The 17,768-nt window shown below is 47.2% G+C and carries 17 protein-coding genes; 5 read left to right on the forward strand and 12 right to left on the reverse strand.

The features are described 5' to 3' along the window. Positions 1-400: 400 nt before the first annotated feature. Genes pyrF through V144x_RS24115 form a run of 3 tightly spaced genes read left to right on the forward strand, consistent with a single transcriptional unit; the run spans position 401 to position 3,021 of the window. A complete protein-coding gene (pyrF, locus tag V144x_RS24105; protein WP_144989043.1) occupies positions 401-1,342 on the forward strand; it encodes an orotidine-5'-phosphate decarboxylase in 942 nt (313 codons plus the stop codon). Beyond that, on the forward strand, positions 1,339-1,974 hold the full coding sequence (locus V144x_RS24110) for a DNA-3-methyladenine glycosylase family protein (protein ID WP_144989045.1): 636 nt from the start codon (positions 1,339-1,341) through the stop codon (positions 1,972-1,974). The genes pyrF and V144x_RS24110 overlap by 4 nt, the downstream gene beginning before the upstream one ends. A gap of 45 nt (positions 1,975-2,019) precedes the next feature. Continuing rightward, a complete protein-coding gene (locus tag V144x_RS24115) occupies positions 2,020-3,021 on the forward strand; it encodes a YhdH/YhfP family quinone oxidoreductase (protein WP_144989047.1) in 1,002 nt (333 codons plus the stop codon). 64 nt (positions 3,022-3,085) lie between these two features. Here the strand turns inward: V144x_RS24115 and V144x_RS24120 are convergent, their stop codons facing one another. Continuing rightward, entirely contained in the window at positions 3,086-3,883 is a 798-nt protein-coding gene (locus V144x_RS24120) for an HpcH/HpaI aldolase family protein (RefSeq protein WP_144989049.1), read from the reverse strand. 63 nt (positions 3,884-3,946) lie between these two features. After that, positions 3,947-4,294 (reverse strand): cupin domain-containing protein, encoded by a 348-nt coding sequence (locus V144x_RS24125; protein ID WP_144989051.1) that lies wholly within the window; start codon positions 4,292-4,294, stop codon positions 3,947-3,949. A 157-nt stretch (positions 4,295-4,451) separates the two neighbouring features. Here V144x_RS24125 and V144x_RS24130 point away from each other — a divergent pair, with 157 nt between their 5' ends. Then, positions 4,452-5,552 carry a mandelate racemase/muconate lactonizing enzyme family protein gene (locus V144x_RS24130; protein WP_144989053.1) on the forward strand — a complete coding sequence of 367 codons (1,101 nt, stop codon included), beginning with the start codon at positions 4,452-4,454 and terminating at the stop codon, positions 5,550-5,552. A gap of 174 nt (positions 5,553-5,726) precedes the next feature. Here the strand turns inward: V144x_RS24130 and sigJ are convergent, their stop codons facing one another. From sigJ to V144x_RS24170, 8 genes are all read right to left on the reverse strand, one after another. Then, positions 5,727-6,614 (reverse strand): RNA polymerase sigma factor SigJ, encoded by an 888-nt coding sequence (sigJ, locus tag V144x_RS24135; RefSeq protein ID WP_197998614.1) that lies wholly within the window; start codon positions 6,612-6,614, stop codon positions 5,727-5,729. Positions 6,615-6,683: 69 nt separating this feature from the next. Then, positions 6,684-7,196, reverse strand: a complete 513-nt coding sequence (locus tag V144x_RS24140) for a carboxymuconolactone decarboxylase family protein (protein ID WP_144989057.1) — start codon at positions 7,194-7,196, stop codon at positions 6,684-6,686. A 115-nt stretch (positions 7,197-7,311) separates the two neighbouring features. Next, the gene (locus tag V144x_RS24145; RefSeq protein WP_144989059.1) at positions 7,312-7,803 is read right to left on the reverse strand and encodes a hypothetical protein; all 492 of its coding nucleotides are present in this window, start codon (positions 7,801-7,803) and stop codon (positions 7,312-7,314) included. Positions 7,804-7,817: 14 nt separating this feature from the next. Next, positions 7,818-8,729: a TIGR01777 family oxidoreductase gene (locus tag V144x_RS24150; RefSeq protein ID WP_144989061.1), complete on the reverse strand. Its 912-nt coding sequence runs from the start codon at positions 8,727-8,729 to the stop codon at positions 7,818-7,820. Between the two features lie 117 nt (positions 8,730-8,846). Further along, positions 8,847-9,227: a hypothetical protein gene (locus tag V144x_RS24155; protein ID WP_144989063.1), complete on the reverse strand. Its 381-nt coding sequence runs from the start codon at positions 9,225-9,227 to the stop codon at positions 8,847-8,849. Between the two features lie 63 nt (positions 9,228-9,290). Then, on the reverse strand, positions 9,291-10,316 hold the full coding sequence (locus V144x_RS24160; protein ID WP_144989065.1) for a DUF2332 domain-containing protein: 1,026 nt from the start codon (positions 10,314-10,316) through the stop codon (positions 9,291-9,293). Between the two features lie 41 nt (positions 10,317-10,357). Then, the gene (locus V144x_RS24165; protein ID WP_197998615.1) at positions 10,358-11,338 is read right to left on the reverse strand and encodes an alpha/beta hydrolase; all 981 of its coding nucleotides are present in this window, start codon (positions 11,336-11,338) and stop codon (positions 10,358-10,360) included. An 81-nt stretch (positions 11,339-11,419) separates the two neighbouring features. Then, positions 11,420-12,004, reverse strand: a complete 585-nt coding sequence (locus V144x_RS24170) for a M50 family metallopeptidase (RefSeq protein WP_232102626.1) — start codon at positions 12,002-12,004, stop codon at positions 11,420-11,422. Between the two features lie 204 nt (positions 12,005-12,208). Here V144x_RS24170 and V144x_RS24175 point away from each other — a divergent pair, with 204 nt between their 5' ends. Further along, positions 12,209-16,072, forward strand: a complete 3,864-nt coding sequence (locus tag V144x_RS24175; RefSeq protein ID WP_144989069.1) for a PVC-type heme-binding CxxCH protein — start codon at positions 12,209-12,211, stop codon at positions 16,070-16,072. Positions 16,073-16,121: 49 nt separating this feature from the next. Here V144x_RS24175 and V144x_RS24180 read toward each other — a convergent pair whose 3' ends face one another. Next, on the reverse strand, positions 16,122-16,931 hold the full coding sequence (locus tag V144x_RS24180) for a hypothetical protein (protein ID WP_144989071.1): 810 nt from the start codon (positions 16,929-16,931) through the stop codon (positions 16,122-16,124). 86 nt (positions 16,932-17,017) lie between these two features. Next, entirely contained in the window at positions 17,018-17,701 is a 684-nt protein-coding gene (locus V144x_RS24185) for an STN domain-containing protein (protein WP_144989073.1), read from the reverse strand. Positions 17,702-17,768: the final 67 nt, after the last annotated feature.

The raw sequence follows: 17,768 nt of genomic DNA on the forward strand, positions 1-17,768 counted from the left end.
TCTTCGGACAGCATTCGATCATCAAACGGCCAGGAATTAATACAAAACCTGCCCTTTTCAGTTGAACGACTGAAAATAAATTGAGTGATCAAACATTGCCAGAACTGACAAAGCAGAAAACCTGAAGAGAAATTGAGATATGAGTTGAGAGAGATAATTGTGGAGCGGGAGCTTAGTTCATGGTAAAGATCTGGTCAATACCATTTTTGTCCCGATGATTCTCACTCTCACATGTGAAAAAAACTCTTCGATTTTATACGGAAAATGGAAAACCCTCTCATCGAATCCAATTCAAAAACCGGTTTCATTCCATTGTGAGCTGATTCGTGTATGATTGAACGCAGAAATCACGTTCAAGCTACTCCGACACTTAAATCGAAATTCTGAAAGCAGTTAGCAGATGCACCACTTTTCCGATCGTTTAAACGCAGCCATCCAGAATAAAAAAACACCGGCACTCGTCGGTCTTGACCCCCGCTTTGATTGGCTTCCCGCCGAAATTGTCCGTTCTGCAGAATCTCGACATGCAACAAAAGCAGAAATCGTCGCGGCCGCGTTTGAAGAATTCTGTTTCCGCATGATCGATGTTGTCGCGCCGCTGGTTCCCGCAGTGAAACCACAGGCGGCATTCTTCGAGGAATGGGGGCCCACAGGTTGTGCGGCCCTGCAACGAATTATCAAGAAAGCGCGCAGTGCAGGATTAGTCGTCATTTGTGACGCCAAACGAGGCGACATCGGCTCAACCGCGGAAGCGTATGCGCGAGGTTATCTCGCTGGAGAGAACCCAGAGAGCGCCATCTGGGCTGCCGACTGTCTGACCGTCAATCCTTATCTCGGCAGTGACACATTAGAACCGTTTGTGAATGTCGCCACCGAACGCGGGGCCGGAATCTATGTGCTGGTCCGTACCAGTAATCCTGGTGCAGGAACGTTTCAGGATCGAAAAACCGATGGAACAAGCCTTTATGAATGTGTCGCAGGGGTTGTTGAAGAACTCGCTTTGAAAACAAAGGGAGCAGGCAATTATGGCGCCATCGGTGCCGTCGTCGGTGCGACGTATCCTGAAGAGTTAAGCCAGCTCCGCTCTCTCATGCCACACACACCTCTTTTGGTTCCCGGTTATGGAAGTCAGGGCGCAGGAGCCGGTGATGTGGCGGGAGCCTTTGACGAGGGAGGGCTTGGAGCGATTATTAACAGTTCCCGTGGTATTAACTTCGCGATCCGCAAATCTCCCTACTCAGAAAAATTCTCGCCTGCAGAATGGGAGCAGGCGGCCGAAGCAGCCACTCATGATATGATTTCAGATTTAGCCACACACACTCCCGCTGGTAATTTACAATGAACAATTACGTAGCGACTTTCAAAAAAGCCTCAACGCACTTGAAAAAAGCAGACCCGCGTTTGAAGACGGTGATTGAGTCGATTGGCCCCTGCCCGCTCAAACCGTATCGCTATCGTTTTGCATTACTGCTGCGCTCGATTGTCTCGCAACAAATTTCGACCTCGGCAGCCCGCACCATCTATAAACGTCTGCACGCACTCTCAGGAAAAGGGCAACCAACGGCAGAAAAAATCATTCGCCTTTCTCATGAGGAATTACGATCAGTCGGTTTGTCCAACCAGAAAGCCACCTACGTGCATCATCTCGCAGAAATGGTGTTGGAAAACAATGTGCGTCTGCACAAAATGCATCTCATGTCTGATGCAGAGGTCACTGAAGAATTGATTCAAGTCAAAGGGATCGGTAACTGGACCGCACAGATGTTTTTGATGTTTGGTCTCTGTCGCCCTGATATCTTCCCGCACGATGACCTGGGAATCCAAAATGGCATTCAAGTGATATATGAACTCAAGACACGTCCCGACAAGCAGACCTGTATTGAAATTGCCGAACGCTGGCAACCTTACCGTACGGTCGCCAGTTGGTACTGTTGGCGCTGTCTGGAAATGGAAACTCCCGATGGTCCCTGGTAACATTACATCTAATCATTAAACATTGCATTCACGATCGAACGCACCATGCAGAAATCCTTTCGCTGCTATCAAGTTAACAAACAGGAACCAAAGGAAATCATCGCCGGAGTTCACTCGGCAGCCCATGATGCATTACCCCCAGGCCAAGTAACAATTCGCGTCGTCTATTCTTCAATCAATTATAAAGATGCACTGGCGGCTACCGGACATCCGGGAGTCGTCAGAAAATTTCCTCATGTCCCTGGTATCGATGCAGCTGGCATCGTGGAGCAATCGGACTCTGATCAGTTTACAGTCGGTCAGCCTGTTGTTGTGACAAGCTACGAACTCGGCGTTGACCGCTGGGGAGGCTGGTCTGAATTCATACGCGTTCAACCCGAATGGATTATCCCTCTGACTGAAAAACTTACGCTTAAAGAATCGATGATTCTAGGTACGGCTGGTCTGACCGCAGCCATGTGCGTCAGTAGCCTCCTGCAGCATGAAATCAGCGTTGATTCAGGTAATATCCTCGTCACGGGAGCATCGGGAGGCGTCGGTTCCTTCGCGGTTTCCTTACTGAATCGACTCAGCTATCAGGTAACAGCCGTCTCAGGCAAAGCGTCGATGCATGATCGACTGATTGAGCTTGGTGCCAAACAGGTCATTGATCGTAGTGCCGTCGATACAGGTTCCAAGAAACCACTACTCAAAACCCAATGGCCGGCTGCCATTGATACAGTCGGTGGTTCCCTCTTGAGCCATCTCATCCGCTCGATAGAGCATCAAGGTTGTGTCGCCGCTTGTGGAAATGCCGGTGGGGCCGAACTCGATTTAACCGTGTTCCCATTCATCCTGCGGGGTGTGACGCTCGACGGCATTGACTCTTCCTGGTACCCCATCGCAAAACGAACCGCACTGTGGCAGAAACTCGCAACCGACTGGAAACTGCCTGACCTCGAATCGCGCGCCAAGACGATCACCCTCGATCAAATTCAAGAAACCGTTGGCAGTCTGCTTGAAGGTCGCCACCAGGAACGAACAATCATTCAAATCGGCGATGAGTAGTCGACATAAAAAAAGGCCACTCAATTCTGAATGGCCTCATTTATGAATACAGACTCTATGATGCTTAATACCGAGCCAAATCGGCGGTTTCTGCTTTCAAGTTCAAGCCGCTGACGATCCGTTGTGCCTCATTCACCATGAATTTGACTTCACTACCACAGGCGATAAAGCGCCAACCTTCTTCAATCCGCTGTTCGACCGCTTCGATCGTCTGCACATGTAAGCCAACCGGTGTACCCGTTTTCTTACCTGTGGCCAGGATTTTCTGTAATTGCTCCTCCAGTTCATCAGGCGAAGGATGCAAGCCCGTCTTTTTGCTCATCTGAAAAGTCAGATCATTGGGACCAACAAAAATTGCGTCAACGCCAGGCAAACTGTAAATCGCTTCCGCGTTTTCCACTCCTTCTGGTGATTCTGTTTGAAGAATCACCAGAATTTCATCATTGGCGTGTTTATAATAATCGCCGGCAGTCGCATCGAAATTCATCGCATGTAACACGCCACCGACAGAGCGATTCCCTTCAGGCGGATACTTCACTGCATCGATGACAGTCTTTGCTTGTTCAACGGTGTTAATCATGGGTGCGATGATTCCGTGAGCACCAGCGTCCAGAGCCCGTTTAATCAATTCATATTTTCCTAAGGGAACTCGTGCTAAAGGCACACAGCCTGCATCCGCAATGGCACCGAATAATAATCCTGCTTGTGACCAGTCAATAGGAGAATGCTCCATATCAACCGTGAGCCAGGGAAATCCTACGCGTGCCATCAAACGGGTCATCATCACATCCCCTGATGAGAGCCATGTTCCCACCTGAGGTTTTCCTGCACTTAACGCCGCCTTGACCGGATTCTTTTTCATCAGTCTGAACTTCTTTCCTGAAATCTATTTTAAAATGGTAAATTGCTGAAATCGCTTTACGATTCATCTATTCTCGACAGGCTCATAGTGGATTGCAAGCCAAACGGTTTCCTGATCCGCAGCCGTTGCTTCGACGCGGTGCCGACAATGCGCGGGAATGTTCACTGCATCACCGGGAACCAGCGTCCGGCCTGCTTCAGATTCTCCTTCAAATCGTAATACCGCAGAGCCCGACAATAAAACTACCCATTCTGCCTGTTCCTGATCATACCACTCACCGGCAGGAGTCGCCTGTCCTGTCGACACGATCTTTTCGACACGAAATGAGGAACCACAAAACAGTTCCTCAAACACTTCCGTTGTGGGTGGTGTCTTAAATGGAGTGAATAGATTAAAAATCTCAGGAACCATCGTTATTTCTCCTGTCTGGTATCGTGCAACTTCTACTTTACGTTAGCATTCTCATAACAACAAGCCTCCGGAATTATGCACCTGCTTGCTGCTCAAGTTAACAACTGGTAGCATAAATAGTCTCTGCGACTGATCCCACCTTTGAACGGAGAGTTCTATGAAAATCACAGCCGTTGATACCTTCCTGGTTGATGTACCACTGCTAAAACCAGTCTCTCCCTATCAATCACGCTATATTTCATCTTCAACGACAGGCGCCCTGTTGATTCGGATTGAAACCGACGCAGGTATAACCGGCTGGGGAGAAACACCACAACGGCTCTCGTTTCAAAATGCAACTTCCTTTACAGGAGTGGAAGCCAACTACTTCAGACCCATTCTCCTTGGTAAAGACCCGACTGACATCTCTGCACTTTACGCAGACTGGGGAATGGAAGAACCCTATCTGCAGAGTCTGGTTGAGATGGCCTGCTGGGATATTCTTGGTAAGCAGAGTGGGCAACCTTTGCATCGTCTACTGGGAGGCCTGTATCGAGAGGAAGTCGAAGTTACCTGCTGCATGGGTATCCGCGGTCCAGAAGAGGCGGCCGCGATTTCCAAACACTATGTGGACCTGGGATTCTCGACGCTCAAAACCAAAGCGGGTCGCTCCCCGGAAGAAGATCTGGCAATGGTCCGCGCTATTCGGGAATCGGTCGGAGACAAACTGAATCTCCGCATCGATCCCAACATGGGCTACACACCAGAAGTTGCCCTGCAACTGGCCCGTGATCTGGAACCGTACGAATTGCAATACTTCGAGCAGCCGATGCATAAAGATCTGTTGCAAGAATCGGCCGACATCAGACAACAGACCAGAACCCCACTCGCGCTGAATGAATCGGTCACCACGATGGAACATGTGCGTAAAATTCTGGAGCTAAACGCTGCGGACTACTTGTTGCCCGATACCTACCAGTGCGGCGGCATCTGGGCCGTAAAACTTGTTGGTGAAGTGGCCGCCTCGGCCAAAGTGCCTTGTATCTTCCACTGCTCCCACGATCTGGGCTTGCGCACCGCCACCATGCTGCACATGGCGGCTTCATCACCCAATTTCCCCCTGGCTAACGACTGCACCTATTATAGCCTTGAGAATGACATCATCACGGAGCGTTTTGAAATCAATGTGGGACGAATCAAAGTGCCTAAGAAACCAGGCCTGGGAGTTGACATTGATGAAGCGATGTTGAAGCGCTATCTGGTAAAAGGATCAGTTTAATCGATCCCCAGCCTCTCTCTTACGATTCGCTTGCACGCTAGGAATATTCTTCCATCTCTCTTGTGTTTGAAAGTACTGACGCTACATAAAGAAAAAACAAAAGTCATAACTCGATTTCCCTCTATACACGCAATAGATTGGTAATCCCAGAAGCCTTGGACGTCTCTCAAACGATCAACGAGCACCAAACAAACGCAGCTTGTCCGGATTGCGCAGGGCGTGGATGATTTTGATTACCCCCGCTTCCAGTTCAAAATTGAATGCGGTGATTGGCTGACCTGCCTGCCGTACGATCATGCCGGGCGCACCGTTGAACCAGGTTGCGCTGATCGTCATCTCGCTTGCTTTCTTTGAAAGCCAGTCGGGTCTGACGACTTTCAAGAAGAATTTGGCAATCACGTCTGAGCCATGCAACACTTTACGTGATGCGGCAGCTTTACCTCCTCCATCTGAATGGAATGTCGCGTCATCCTTGAGTAGTGCGACAAGCTCCGTCATGTCACCCTTTTTGACGGCGTCAGAGAATGTCGACAGCATCTGAATGTGCTCTGCCTTGTCTTGCGTTGGCTCTAAAGTGTCTCTGCCAATTTTCGCGCGGGCGCGACTGGCCAGCTTGCGACAGGAACTTTCCGTTCGTTCGAGGATGTCTCCGATTTCATCAAAACGGTATTGAAACAGATCGTGCAGAATGAAGCTGGCTCTCTCCGCGGGAGAAAGTTGCTCCAAAAGGACCAACAGCGCCATCGAGATCGATTCATCCATTTCCAGTTCATTCGCGGGTGTTTGCTCGTCGGTGATAAATGGTTCGGGCAGCCAGGGACCAACATAAGACATGCGTTTGACTTTGGCACTTTTGAGATAATCGAGTGACAACCGCGTTGCAACTTTCATGAGCCATGCTCGAACTGAAACGATGGAACTCTGATCAGCGTGCATCCACTTCAAGAACGTTTCCTGTACGATATCCTCCGCCTCGGTACGAGAACCGGTAATCCGGTACGCCAGACCAACCAATTCTGAACGATGGAATTCAAATATGTCCAAGCCCGATGCTGATTTCACTGTCAACCATTCTTTCATTATCATTGCAGGATGACAGCCTGGAATGCTGCCTGTTCGTACTATTCCCTCTCAGACTTTGATTTCAATCAGATTACAACTTTTGGCATAACTCAAGGCACGTTTAATGGTAGGAAACACTTTCGCTGATGCAATACACAGCCCCAGTTCCAACAGTGACGCTTTATCAAAACGCGCTTGAATGCGATCTTCTAACGCTTGCTCAACAGAGGTTGCGCTGGCAACGTTGACAGAGAAATCATACAAATCGCGCGCGTCATCTGACAACCCGCTGCCACCTTCCAATACAGACTCGATTAGCTGCCGGGAGACCTCATTTTCCAGAGCCATACGCACACAGAGTTGTAAACATGCGCCACAATCTTCAACCTGCATGGCGGCCAATTTTGCAATCCAGTACGTTTCAGGGTCCAAGTTCTCTCGATGGCTTGCCAGAGGCATGAAATCGGCAAATTTCGCATACGCCAGCGGGGAGTGTTCTAATAGTTCCCGCATATAGGTTGTGTCGTACTGATAATGTGCTTCAAATTCGGCCAGTTCATTTAAATAATCACGTTCACTCATTTGTCTTATCCTTTCATGTTAATGAGGCGTTCAAGGATATGACGATTGAGTACTTTCGAATGTGACGCATTCCAGGAAAATTTCTGAAAGGATTCAATTTCAGTAAAAAAAACAGTCAATTCCTGTTTGGTTCTTTATCAACTTGTAAAGGAAACATACTGATTCGCTGAGCATCGTCTTCAAATATTATTATTTCCTTACCTTGATAAATCACTTCTTTCTTCGTTACCACCTGATTGGGCTGGTCGTGTGGAAAGCTTCTTTCAAAACGGTAATGGTCACCCTTTTCGTCAGTACTTAGATATTCCCAACTCAACTTGGAAACGGCACCATCATGCCCGCATGACAAACCATATTTTATCTTAGTATCAGGAGAACTTGTTTGAGGTGTGAATGTTGATGTGCATCCACTTCCCTCCCCATTTTTGTGATTATTCATTGATACAATGACTGGTTTATATTTCGGTGGTAAGCTAACGGGATCAGAATTCGTTTTTCCCGTTTGGGACGCCGTCTTCGCTGTCTTGTTTGCTGGTTTGGGCTTGGTCGAAGTTTCACAACCAAAGACAAAAATCAGTAACATGAATGTCAGTACTTGGTATCGCATTGAACGTATCCTTTTCATTGGTAAATTTCTTGAAACGCCGATGCCAGATTCGAAAACGAAAATTCAAAACCTTCTTCTTTTAAACAACGCGAGATGCAATATCGACCATAAAGTGCGAGTTCCGGATCCGTGCGCATAACTAATGGCGCGCCGATCCGCACCATCCAGCTGGTAGCAGGCAAACCGATGGGCATGTGAAGTGCGCGTCTTAATTCGCGCATGAATTCGGCATTTGAAACCGGTTCGGGAGCGGTTGCCAGATAGGCTCCCTGCATAGATTCATCAGTGATGGCTCGGATAAATAGCCGATTCATATCCTGCACGTGAATCCAACTCATTCCCTGCCGTCCACTTCCCACTGTTCCACCCAATCCCCAGCGGACCAGTTTTGCCAGTCGCTGTAAGGCACCGCCATCGCGTCCCAGAACAAAACTGGTCCGCAAGATGACTTGTCGCATGTTGGGAAGCACAGCCCGCGCATAGGCGGCCTCCCACTCCTGAGCAACGAAGGGCGCCAAACCGTAGCCAAAGGCAGAATCTTCGTCACACACGCAGTCAGGTGGATCGCCATAACGGTGTGCCGTCGACATCTGCACCCAAACGGGCGGTGGTGACTGAACTTCTCTTACAGCACGCCCCAAGACTTCCGTCGCCTCAACCCGCGAGCGTAATATTTCATCACAATGATCGGGGGTCTTAATGCAGTCCACCGTGCGGCCAGCCAGATTCACCAGCGCACTGGCTCCCTCCAACTCGCGTACCCACTCTTCTGTGGTACGTGCATCCCAGACAACATGTCGCCACCGAGAATCTTCAGCAGTACACCGACGTGACAACAAGACGACTTCACTGCCTGACTCACTCAACTGGCGTGCGAGGTTCAATCCGAGAAACCCCGTTCCCCCGGCGATTACAATTCGGCCCATGATGTTCTCTCACTGATTTTTCATTGTTCTGAATTGACCTTGTTTATTTTAAACTTTTTTTGTTTAGCTTCCGCTGTGAGCAATTGGTACAAACTATTCCTTCCGAATTACAGTTTATCAAACATAGAGTGCCCAAATCAGATATAAACCGGCTGCAATAAAACCGATTCCGCTGAGTGGTAAAATTTTCATACTGAACTGGTTGGACTTCAGAATCGTGCCCGGAACCATAATTAACAGGCCTCCTTTGAGCAAAAACGCCATACCAATTAATGAAACGGCAACCTCTAAGTGAGTGCTCCAATAAAAATGGTTTAACAGAATAGCCATGCCAATAAAAAAATGAACCATACCTGACAAATTTATGGATATCGGATGCTCTGATTGAGCGTCATTTATCATTCTTAAATAGAATTCTCTTGAAACGAAAAAACCGATTCCCGTCACAAGCAGATACAATGCCATCATTTTAGCAATGAATGATGTCATTTCATTCATATCAAAAACTCCTTTAGCTGAAATTAACGAATCATCACAACGATGAGTTTGGATTGCATGATTCTATAACCACTCGATCCAGCGGGCATGGCCATCGGTTTTCGCAAGGGGCAGATCAAGCAACTGACCATCACGATACGCTGACAGATGCAGGTGAGGTTGAGCAATATTATTAAAGAGATGGACTATATCGCGCTGTTTGCCAAGTCGTTGGATGGAACTCAAAAAGGCCTCCTGCTCCGTTTTCGAAATTTGATTTGCGACATGGGTGTGGTAGACGCAGAATAGAGATTCGGTAGGAATTTCTTCTGCGGTCTCGTCGAGCATGGCAAATCCGTCTCCCATCCTTAGATCGAGATCAGGCTGCATCTCGCCACGTTTTTCCAAAGCCGCATCCATGAGATCTCTTCTCTCATGATGTTCGGGCCACACGAGTGCACGCAGCCAGGCGACTTCGTCGGGATGCGATAAATCAATGATGTTTAAATCCGCGCCGATGCGGTGGGAAATCTCTGGGACAGGCTCAGAGAGAACGGAAGGCTTATTTCCACGAAATCTAGAACGGATCAAAACAGGCGACGAGGTGTCCCCATAAGTAGTGGAGTCACCATAGGAATACTGGTATTGATCCCAGAGAAGGTTCAATCCCGCGCTGGTCCCGATTTCAAGCAAGGCCAGAGGCTGGGGCTTGAATTGGCTGGCCGCAAATAAAAACGCCGGAAAAAGAAAAGCACATCGTCTCACTTCATTGGTTTGCACGAACCGTGATTGCAACAGGGAAACAATTATCTGACGATGAGAGTGCACAAAGTCTTTGAATTCTGGCCAGGCATCCAAAGAAGTTTCTACTTCTGGTGCGCAAGATGCATAAAACGCAGCCAGTGGATGCGAACTACCGGAAACCAAAAGATAATGCACGGCTGCAAAAAACAAATTCGGAACCGGCTGTCCCTTCTGAACCTGACCGGCAATCTCCAGAACATCGTTATCCTGTGCAATGGAATGTGATAAAATGTAATAGAGTGGGGAGGTTCCTTTGCACTCCCGCTCGGCAAAGTTTCGAAATTTCTCAGCAAGTCGGTGACTCATAATTTCCAAAATCGATGTAAGACACTCGCAAGAAAAGCAAATTACCGCATACGATCATGCATAAATTCAAACGCCTGTTGATAGGCAGCGACAATCAGTTTTGGATCGCCGCCTGCCAGACCATGTTCGCCGTTCGGGATTGTGACCAGTTCGTGCTCGACACCGTGCTTTTTGAATTGCTCTGCCATTAATGTCGACTGATTATAGGGAACGTCGGCGTCTTTAGTGCCATGTACCATGAGCGTTGGAGGATAATCTTTGGTCACATTCTTCAGCGTCATATATGGATAGAATTTTTCGGGCTCGCGATGGTGATCCCAGCCGGCGACTTCTTTCGGCCAGATGCCCTCTTGTCGACAGTATTGATAAAAGGCCCCACGATTTTTTTTGCTGTCCCGGGAATCCGCAATCGGTGGACCGCTGACCTGTTGATAGGCTTCTGTTTTTGTAAATTTGGTTTGATGACGATCATGAGGGCTCGGCTTTCCAATCCAGTCGCCGATCAGATCGCCATAACCCCAGAAAGGAACGAGTACGGTTGGTCGCGGCTTCGCACGATAGCCGGCTATCATGGTCAGGCACCCGCCTGCAGACCCGCCAGAAACTGCGACTTTGCTCGTATCAACATTGAACAACTCAGGGCCTTTTTGATGCAGCCAGGTAAATCCATCTTCCAGATCAGCGATAATTTCCGGCAGCTTAGTTTCGGGGGCCAAGCGATAATCAAACGAAACAACGGCATATCCGGCGTTCAACATATCTTTTAAGACACGACCACTCACACCACCTCGATGTCCAACGATGAGGGCACCGCCATGAAACCAGACCATCACAGGTCGGGTTTTATTATCATCGACCCGATGTACGTCCGCCTTGATTTCCAAATCGCCTACCGTCTTATAAGTAAATGTTTTGACTTTTGTTTTAGGCTGCCTGGCAGTAAGCATTGAAGGCAAACAGAAAGCAGACGCACCAGCGGCACAGACTCCCAACATCTCTCTGCGGTTCATCTTTGACAGCATGTTTCGCATTCTCCTGATGAAAAGATCTAAGTCTGATTACACAATATCAGAGAAGACCTCTTAGAAGCAAATATTATTGTATTATCGCGCGGAAAAGAGTTCCATTAGTACGATGAGAGAGATCAACAATACAAAAATTGTCCAGGCAGACTGGGCAGAAATTTGTTCTGGCTTTTGAATCAGTTCTTGAAAAGAGCCTAATTGATGCCACAAGAAAAAACCGGCAGGGATGGTCAATAAACCAAACAACCACATCATCCAGAGCGGTGTGCCTGAATGAAGCATCACCCCACAATCACCAATTCCTTCCCATGAACCGCCGGCAATATATGCACCATTGGCAATCAAGCAGAAGCCTGCAAAAAATTGAATGATCCTGAATTGAGACCAACCAAGTCCGCGTACAACAAAAAGCGATATTAAGGGAATCAAAACTCCCAGAAGTGGCCCTGCCCAAACGACAATCACCGGACAGGGATTATCAGTCAGATCAGTGCGAGAAATTGCCAATGGATGCAAAACCACTTGAGAAACTGAGCCGCCGGTTAAAATGGCACCGATCACGTGTCCCAATTCATGAATGCCCATCATCGCCAGCCAGAAAATCAGCGCTAAAGAAAGGTAAAACAGGAGCTGGTAAAATCGATTCACTGTTGGAGTTCTCACTAAAAAATATCCTGAAAACAAATAACATAAACTATTACATAATAAATACTTAAGAACATAATAATCGCAACCTATCGAATCCGTTTATAGAGACTGCATAAAAGTCACTTTTGTCGGATGACAGAGCCTTAAGTGGGTTGTTATGATGAAGAACCAGCCTTTTGTTAATTTCCTTTAGTTTTATCTACTAAGAAGTATCTCACAATGCTCAACAGAACCTTTCTGAAGCACACGCTCTATCTGTTCGCGTTCACCTGTGTCTGTGGATTTTCATTTCTATCGGTGACAGGCGAAGAAAAACAGCCTCCTTCGAAAGCCCAAACACCTGATGATCAACCCTTGATTGTATTTATGATTGGAGAGAAAGGGTACAAGACGTCTGAAAGTTTACCCGCCTTTGCAAAAGCGCACTTACAGCCTCTGGGATTTCGCACCGAGTTTATCTTTGCAGATAAAAAAGATTCGAATTCCTTCCCGGGGCTGGATGTCATTAAAGAAGCTGATTTACTGTTTCTGAGTGTCCGCCGGAAAACAATACCAACAGCTCAGATGAAATTAATTCGAGATTATCTTGCTGCAGGAAAGCCCCTGATGGCGTTGCGAACGTCGAGCCATGGATTTGCGCTTAGTAAAGGTGAACCAGCAAAAGGATACGTGGAATGGAAAGAATTTGATAAGGAGGTCCTGGGTGGTGAGTATGCAGGTGACTTCAACAACAAAACTCCGACTGATGTGACGACTCAATTACGAGCAGAACAGAACCCGATCATGGCCACAGTTCGCAATAAGTATTTTCGCAGCAAAGGTTCGATGTATAAAAGCATTAACCTCAAGGGTTCAACTAAAGTGTTGCTGCGTGGGCTCTCTCGCGTCGAAGGACAACCCGTACAGATGCCGGTTGCCTGGACGAACATGTATAAGAAATCACGTATTTTTTACACATCACTGGGCCATCCAGGCGATTTTAAAATCAATACCTTTACGCATACACTCGTCAATGCCGTCTACTGGTGTCTGAAAAAAGAGCCCCCACAAGTCGATGTTGCTGGAAAAATCAGCCGAGATCGATTCAAAAAAGATCTGGCTGGCAATGAACAAGTCGACAAAGTCATGAAATCATTTAAAGGTCGCGGTGAAGTCGGTGATGAATCTGATCCAACTCCACCCGAAGAAGCGGTGAAACTGTTTCAGGTTCACAAAGACTTTGTCATGGAAAGTATCGCGGCAGAACCGGAAGTGATGCAGCCACTCTATATGAGCTTCGACCATCGGGGGCGGATGTGGGTCGTGCAATATCTGCAGTATCCGTTTCCTGCTGGATTGAAAGTGGTCAAGTATGACCAGTATTTACGCGCTGTCTTTGATAAAGTTCCCCCACCGCCCCCAAATCATTTCAAAGGGGCGGACAAAATTTCGGTACTCGAAGATACCAACGGTGATGGTACATTTGACAAAGTGAAAGATGTCATTACAGGTTTGAATATTGTCTCTGCTGTCACAGTGGGCCGGGGTGGCATCTGGGTGTTGAATCCTCCTTACCTTTTGTTTTATCCCGATGCAAACAGCGATGATATTCCCGATGGCGATCCGGAAGTCCATCTCTCGGGTTTTGGGCTGGAAGATACACACTCTGTAGCCAACAGCTTAAAATGGGGACCGGACGGCTGGCTCTATGGAGCCAATGGCAGTACCACCACCGGTACAGTCAGTTCTGAAGCGACCAAACGTGTGCACTTCAAAGGACAGATGATCTGGCGCTACCACCCTGACAGCAAAGTCTTCGAAATTTTTGCGGAAGGGGGCGGCAATACATTCAGTGTCGAGATCGATTCCAAAGGGCGTGTCTTTTCCGGAACCAACAATGGTGGCACCCGGGGTATGCATTACGCGCAAGGTGGCTATGCCAAAAAGAACTGGGGGAAACATGGCCCACTGACGAACCCCTATGCCTTCGGTTTTTATGAGCATATGCGTCATAAAGGTTATCAGGAACGATTCAGCCAGACCTTTTCGATTTACGAAGGGGGCATATTTCCCGCCAAATACAATGGCGCCGTCTTTGCTGCCAACTCACTACATAATCGCGTGATGGCGAGCCAGTTGATTCCTGATACCTCTACTTACCGCACTGAAGATATGCCGCCGATCGTGTTAACACAAGATCGCTGGTTCCGTCCTGTCGACATCAAAGTGGGGCCTGATGGTTGTGTGTATCTGGCTGACTGGTATGACAGTCGTCTGACTCACGTCGACCCGCGTGACAATTGGCACAAAACCAGTGGCCGTATTTATCGACTCAAACCAACAAATTTTCAACCAATCAAACCATTTGATCTTGCGAAACAAACGAACACGAAACTCATCAAAACAATGGGGCATCCGAACAAATGGTTCCGTCAAAAAGCGGTTCAGGTGATTGGCGAACGCGGAGATCAGTCGATGATTCCCACACTGACAAAAATTGCGAAAAGCGAACAGGATGAACGCGCGCTGGAAGCGCTCTGGGCATTGAATTTACTTGGCGCCTTCAATGAACATCTCGCACTGGAATTATTAGGTCACCGTGATCAGCATATTCGTCGCTGGACCATCCGTCTGCTCGGCGATTCACATCAGATTTCGAAACAACTAACCAAAACATTGGTTGAACTGGCCAAGATCGAACCATATGCCGAAGTACGCTCACAACTGGCTTCTTCCGCCAAACGTTTTCCTGCGGAAGCGGGCCTGGAGATTACCTATCAACTATTAAAACGAGAAGAAGACCAAGCCGACTTGCATATTCCGTTGCTTCTGTGGTGGGCAATCGAGAGTAAAGCCACTTCCGACCGAAGTGCCGTTCTCACCCTATTCTCTAAACCAGATTTCTGGCAAGTGAAAATGGTACAAGATTACATTCTGGAACGGATCATGCAACGCTATGCCATGGCCGGCGGTCCGGAAAACTATGACATGTGTGCTAAGCTGCTCAAGCTGGCTCCTTCATCCGGGCATAAACAAAAATTGATGGTAGGTATGCTGGAAGCATTCCGGGGGCAGAAAATTGACAATCTCCCAAAAGAACTCAGCAAGGGTCTGGCCGAGTATCAAAAGACATTGGGCGAATCGGATCTTGCACTGGCATTACGTCTGGGAGACAAAGCGGCCACAACTCGCGCATTGAAAATCATTGCTGACAAAAATGCGGACCGCCCTACACGTTTAACTTATATGGAAATTTTTGGACAGCTAAAAACAAAACAGGCGATTGGCCCTCTGACGGCGATTCTCTCATCAAATGGGGCTGACACTCATTCTTTAAAACGAGTCGCGTTACAAGCATTGATGAATTTCGATAACCCCTCCATTGGCAAAAATATCCTGGCACGTTATCACAGTACGTTGCTCGATGAGCACGATGTTCGCAGCACTGCCCAACGTGTGCTTGCGAGTCGCAAAGCCTGGAGTAAGCAATTTCTGAATGAAGTGAATGCCTGGCGAATCAAAGCCAATACAATTCCTCTTGATGTTGTCCAACAGATGGCATTACACGATGACCCGGAGATCAAAGCCAGTATCAAAAAACACTGGGGTAAAGTGCGTGGATCCACACCTGCTGAGAAAAAACAAGAGATGTCGCGCGTCGCGAAATTGATCAAATCAAAAGAAGGCGATTTAGCATCTGGTAAGCTGCTGTTTAAAAAAACCTGTGCCGTCTGCCACACGCTCTTTGGTGAAGGTGGTAAGGCAGGACCTAAGCTAACCGGTTATGAACGTGATAATGTGGATTTCATGCTCCTTGCAGTCGTTGATCCGAGTGCCGCCATTCGTGAAGAGTTCACCAACTTTCTGGTGGTAACTGACGATGGTCGCACAGTGACAGGACTGATTGATGAACAGACCACGAAAACCCTCACATTGAAAGATGTGAAAGGTCAGTCTGTCCTCATCAATAAAGATGAGATCGAACTCCTCAAAGCATTGGATCTCTCATTAATGCCCGATGGGTTAACCAAAAACCTCAGTGATAAAGAGGTTCAAGACCTGTTCGCTTACTTAATGAGTCGTACGCCCAATCATGGGAAATAAATCGCAGGCTGGAACTCCACCAGCCTGCGTTTTTTACTTAATCGTATGTCTAAAGGTCTTGCCCTGAAGTTTTCTGCTGGTCAGCCCGCGCCTGTCTAAGCTGCGTCAACAAATCCACAATCGCGTTTTGGGCATGGTAGGTTTGGCTGATCACCAGTGATTTACTTTGCGGAAGCATCGAAATTGTGCCCCCATCATATTTGTAAGCATCCACTTTCACAGCACTCCCATAGGTCGTAATCGCAGGGCTGAGTCCAGAGATTCCACTCGGTTTCCATTCTGCTTCTGCCAAACGAGCATTTCGAATAACGGCCTCCAGCGCATTGTAGTCATCCGGAGTACTGCAAAAATCGCCTACGGGATAAACTCGTGTTTTCATCATCTCAGATGCTCGGTCTTTTGAAGTAATCAGAATCATCTCCCGATCCACAACAAATGTCAGCTCTAAGGGATCTAAAATTTGTAACAAAGCATTTTTTAAACTGATTTTGGAGAGTTCGACATCAACAGGCTCCTCAGCTGAGATACCTAAATTTTCCAGAGCTTTTGACTGAATTTTAATTGGTACATTATGCAAATCTGTAAAATAAGTCGTGACTTCTTTCAGCGGTATCTCCGGAAAATTAGCTTCGGTTTCTTGCTGTAAAGCACGCTGCAACTTCTCCTCTCGTTCGGTTAATGCAGGGTAAAATAACTGCCGGACCTTTTTGGTTTTAACCGATTTACTCGATTGATCACTTTTAGTAGCCGGCTTGTCTTCCGCATGAACCTGCGCTGTTATCCAATTTGCAGTTACAATCGAAACGGCAACTAGCACATATTTGCATCGATTAATATTACTCTGCATTGTCATATCCATCGTCGACTCCTTTATTTGTTTTTTATTATTTTAAATATACATAGATAACATCCAAACGAACTTTCATCGTATGTCAATAAAAACCATTAATCTAAGGCGCGTGCACGCCGGAGCTGTGTTAGTAATTCGACAATTGCAATGTGGTTGTGATAGGACGAGTTAACTACCAATGATTTACTTGAACTAATCAGAGAGATACTGTCGTCATAATACAAAACGGTTTTATGGATCATATCTATCAGTTCGAGATAGCCTTCGGGAGTGTTACCAAAATCACTTACTGGATAGACGCGCAGCATATATTCAAGCTCATCCTCTGCCTTGATTCGCGTGGTAATCTTAAGAACATCTTGATCGACTACATAAGTTAAATCGTTCGGTTCCAGCATCAGATCCAGCGCATTCTTGAGAGAGATTCCTTTGACGCTGAGACTGACTGGCTCATTCACGGTTAAACCTTCTTCCCCCAGATGATGAGGCATGACAAGAATCGTGATGCCATGTCGATCTGCTAGTAATTCCATTGCCTTAGAAAGGGGAGTCTCCGAAAAATCACAATCTGTTTCTGTATTGAGTGCCTCTTGAATTTTCAACTCGTGTTTCGTTAATTCAGGATAGGATATCGGCTTGATTTCATTCGCTGATCGTTTGGTTTCATCTGGTACTATCGATGGAGCTTGAACATTTTGATTTTTTTTGCTCTGCTTGTCCTCTGCATTGGCCGCCATCACCAACCAAACTGAAGTCAATACACAAACTGCAAGGATCATTTTTTTACGATCCCCAAACCTGCTTTTCGTTTTAGTTTCCATCATCGACTCCTGCTACCATTTTGTT

Source organism: Gimesia aquarii, assembly GCF_007748195.1.
Classification (GTDB): domain Bacteria; phylum Planctomycetota; class Planctomycetia; order Planctomycetales; family Planctomycetaceae; genus Gimesia; species Gimesia aquarii.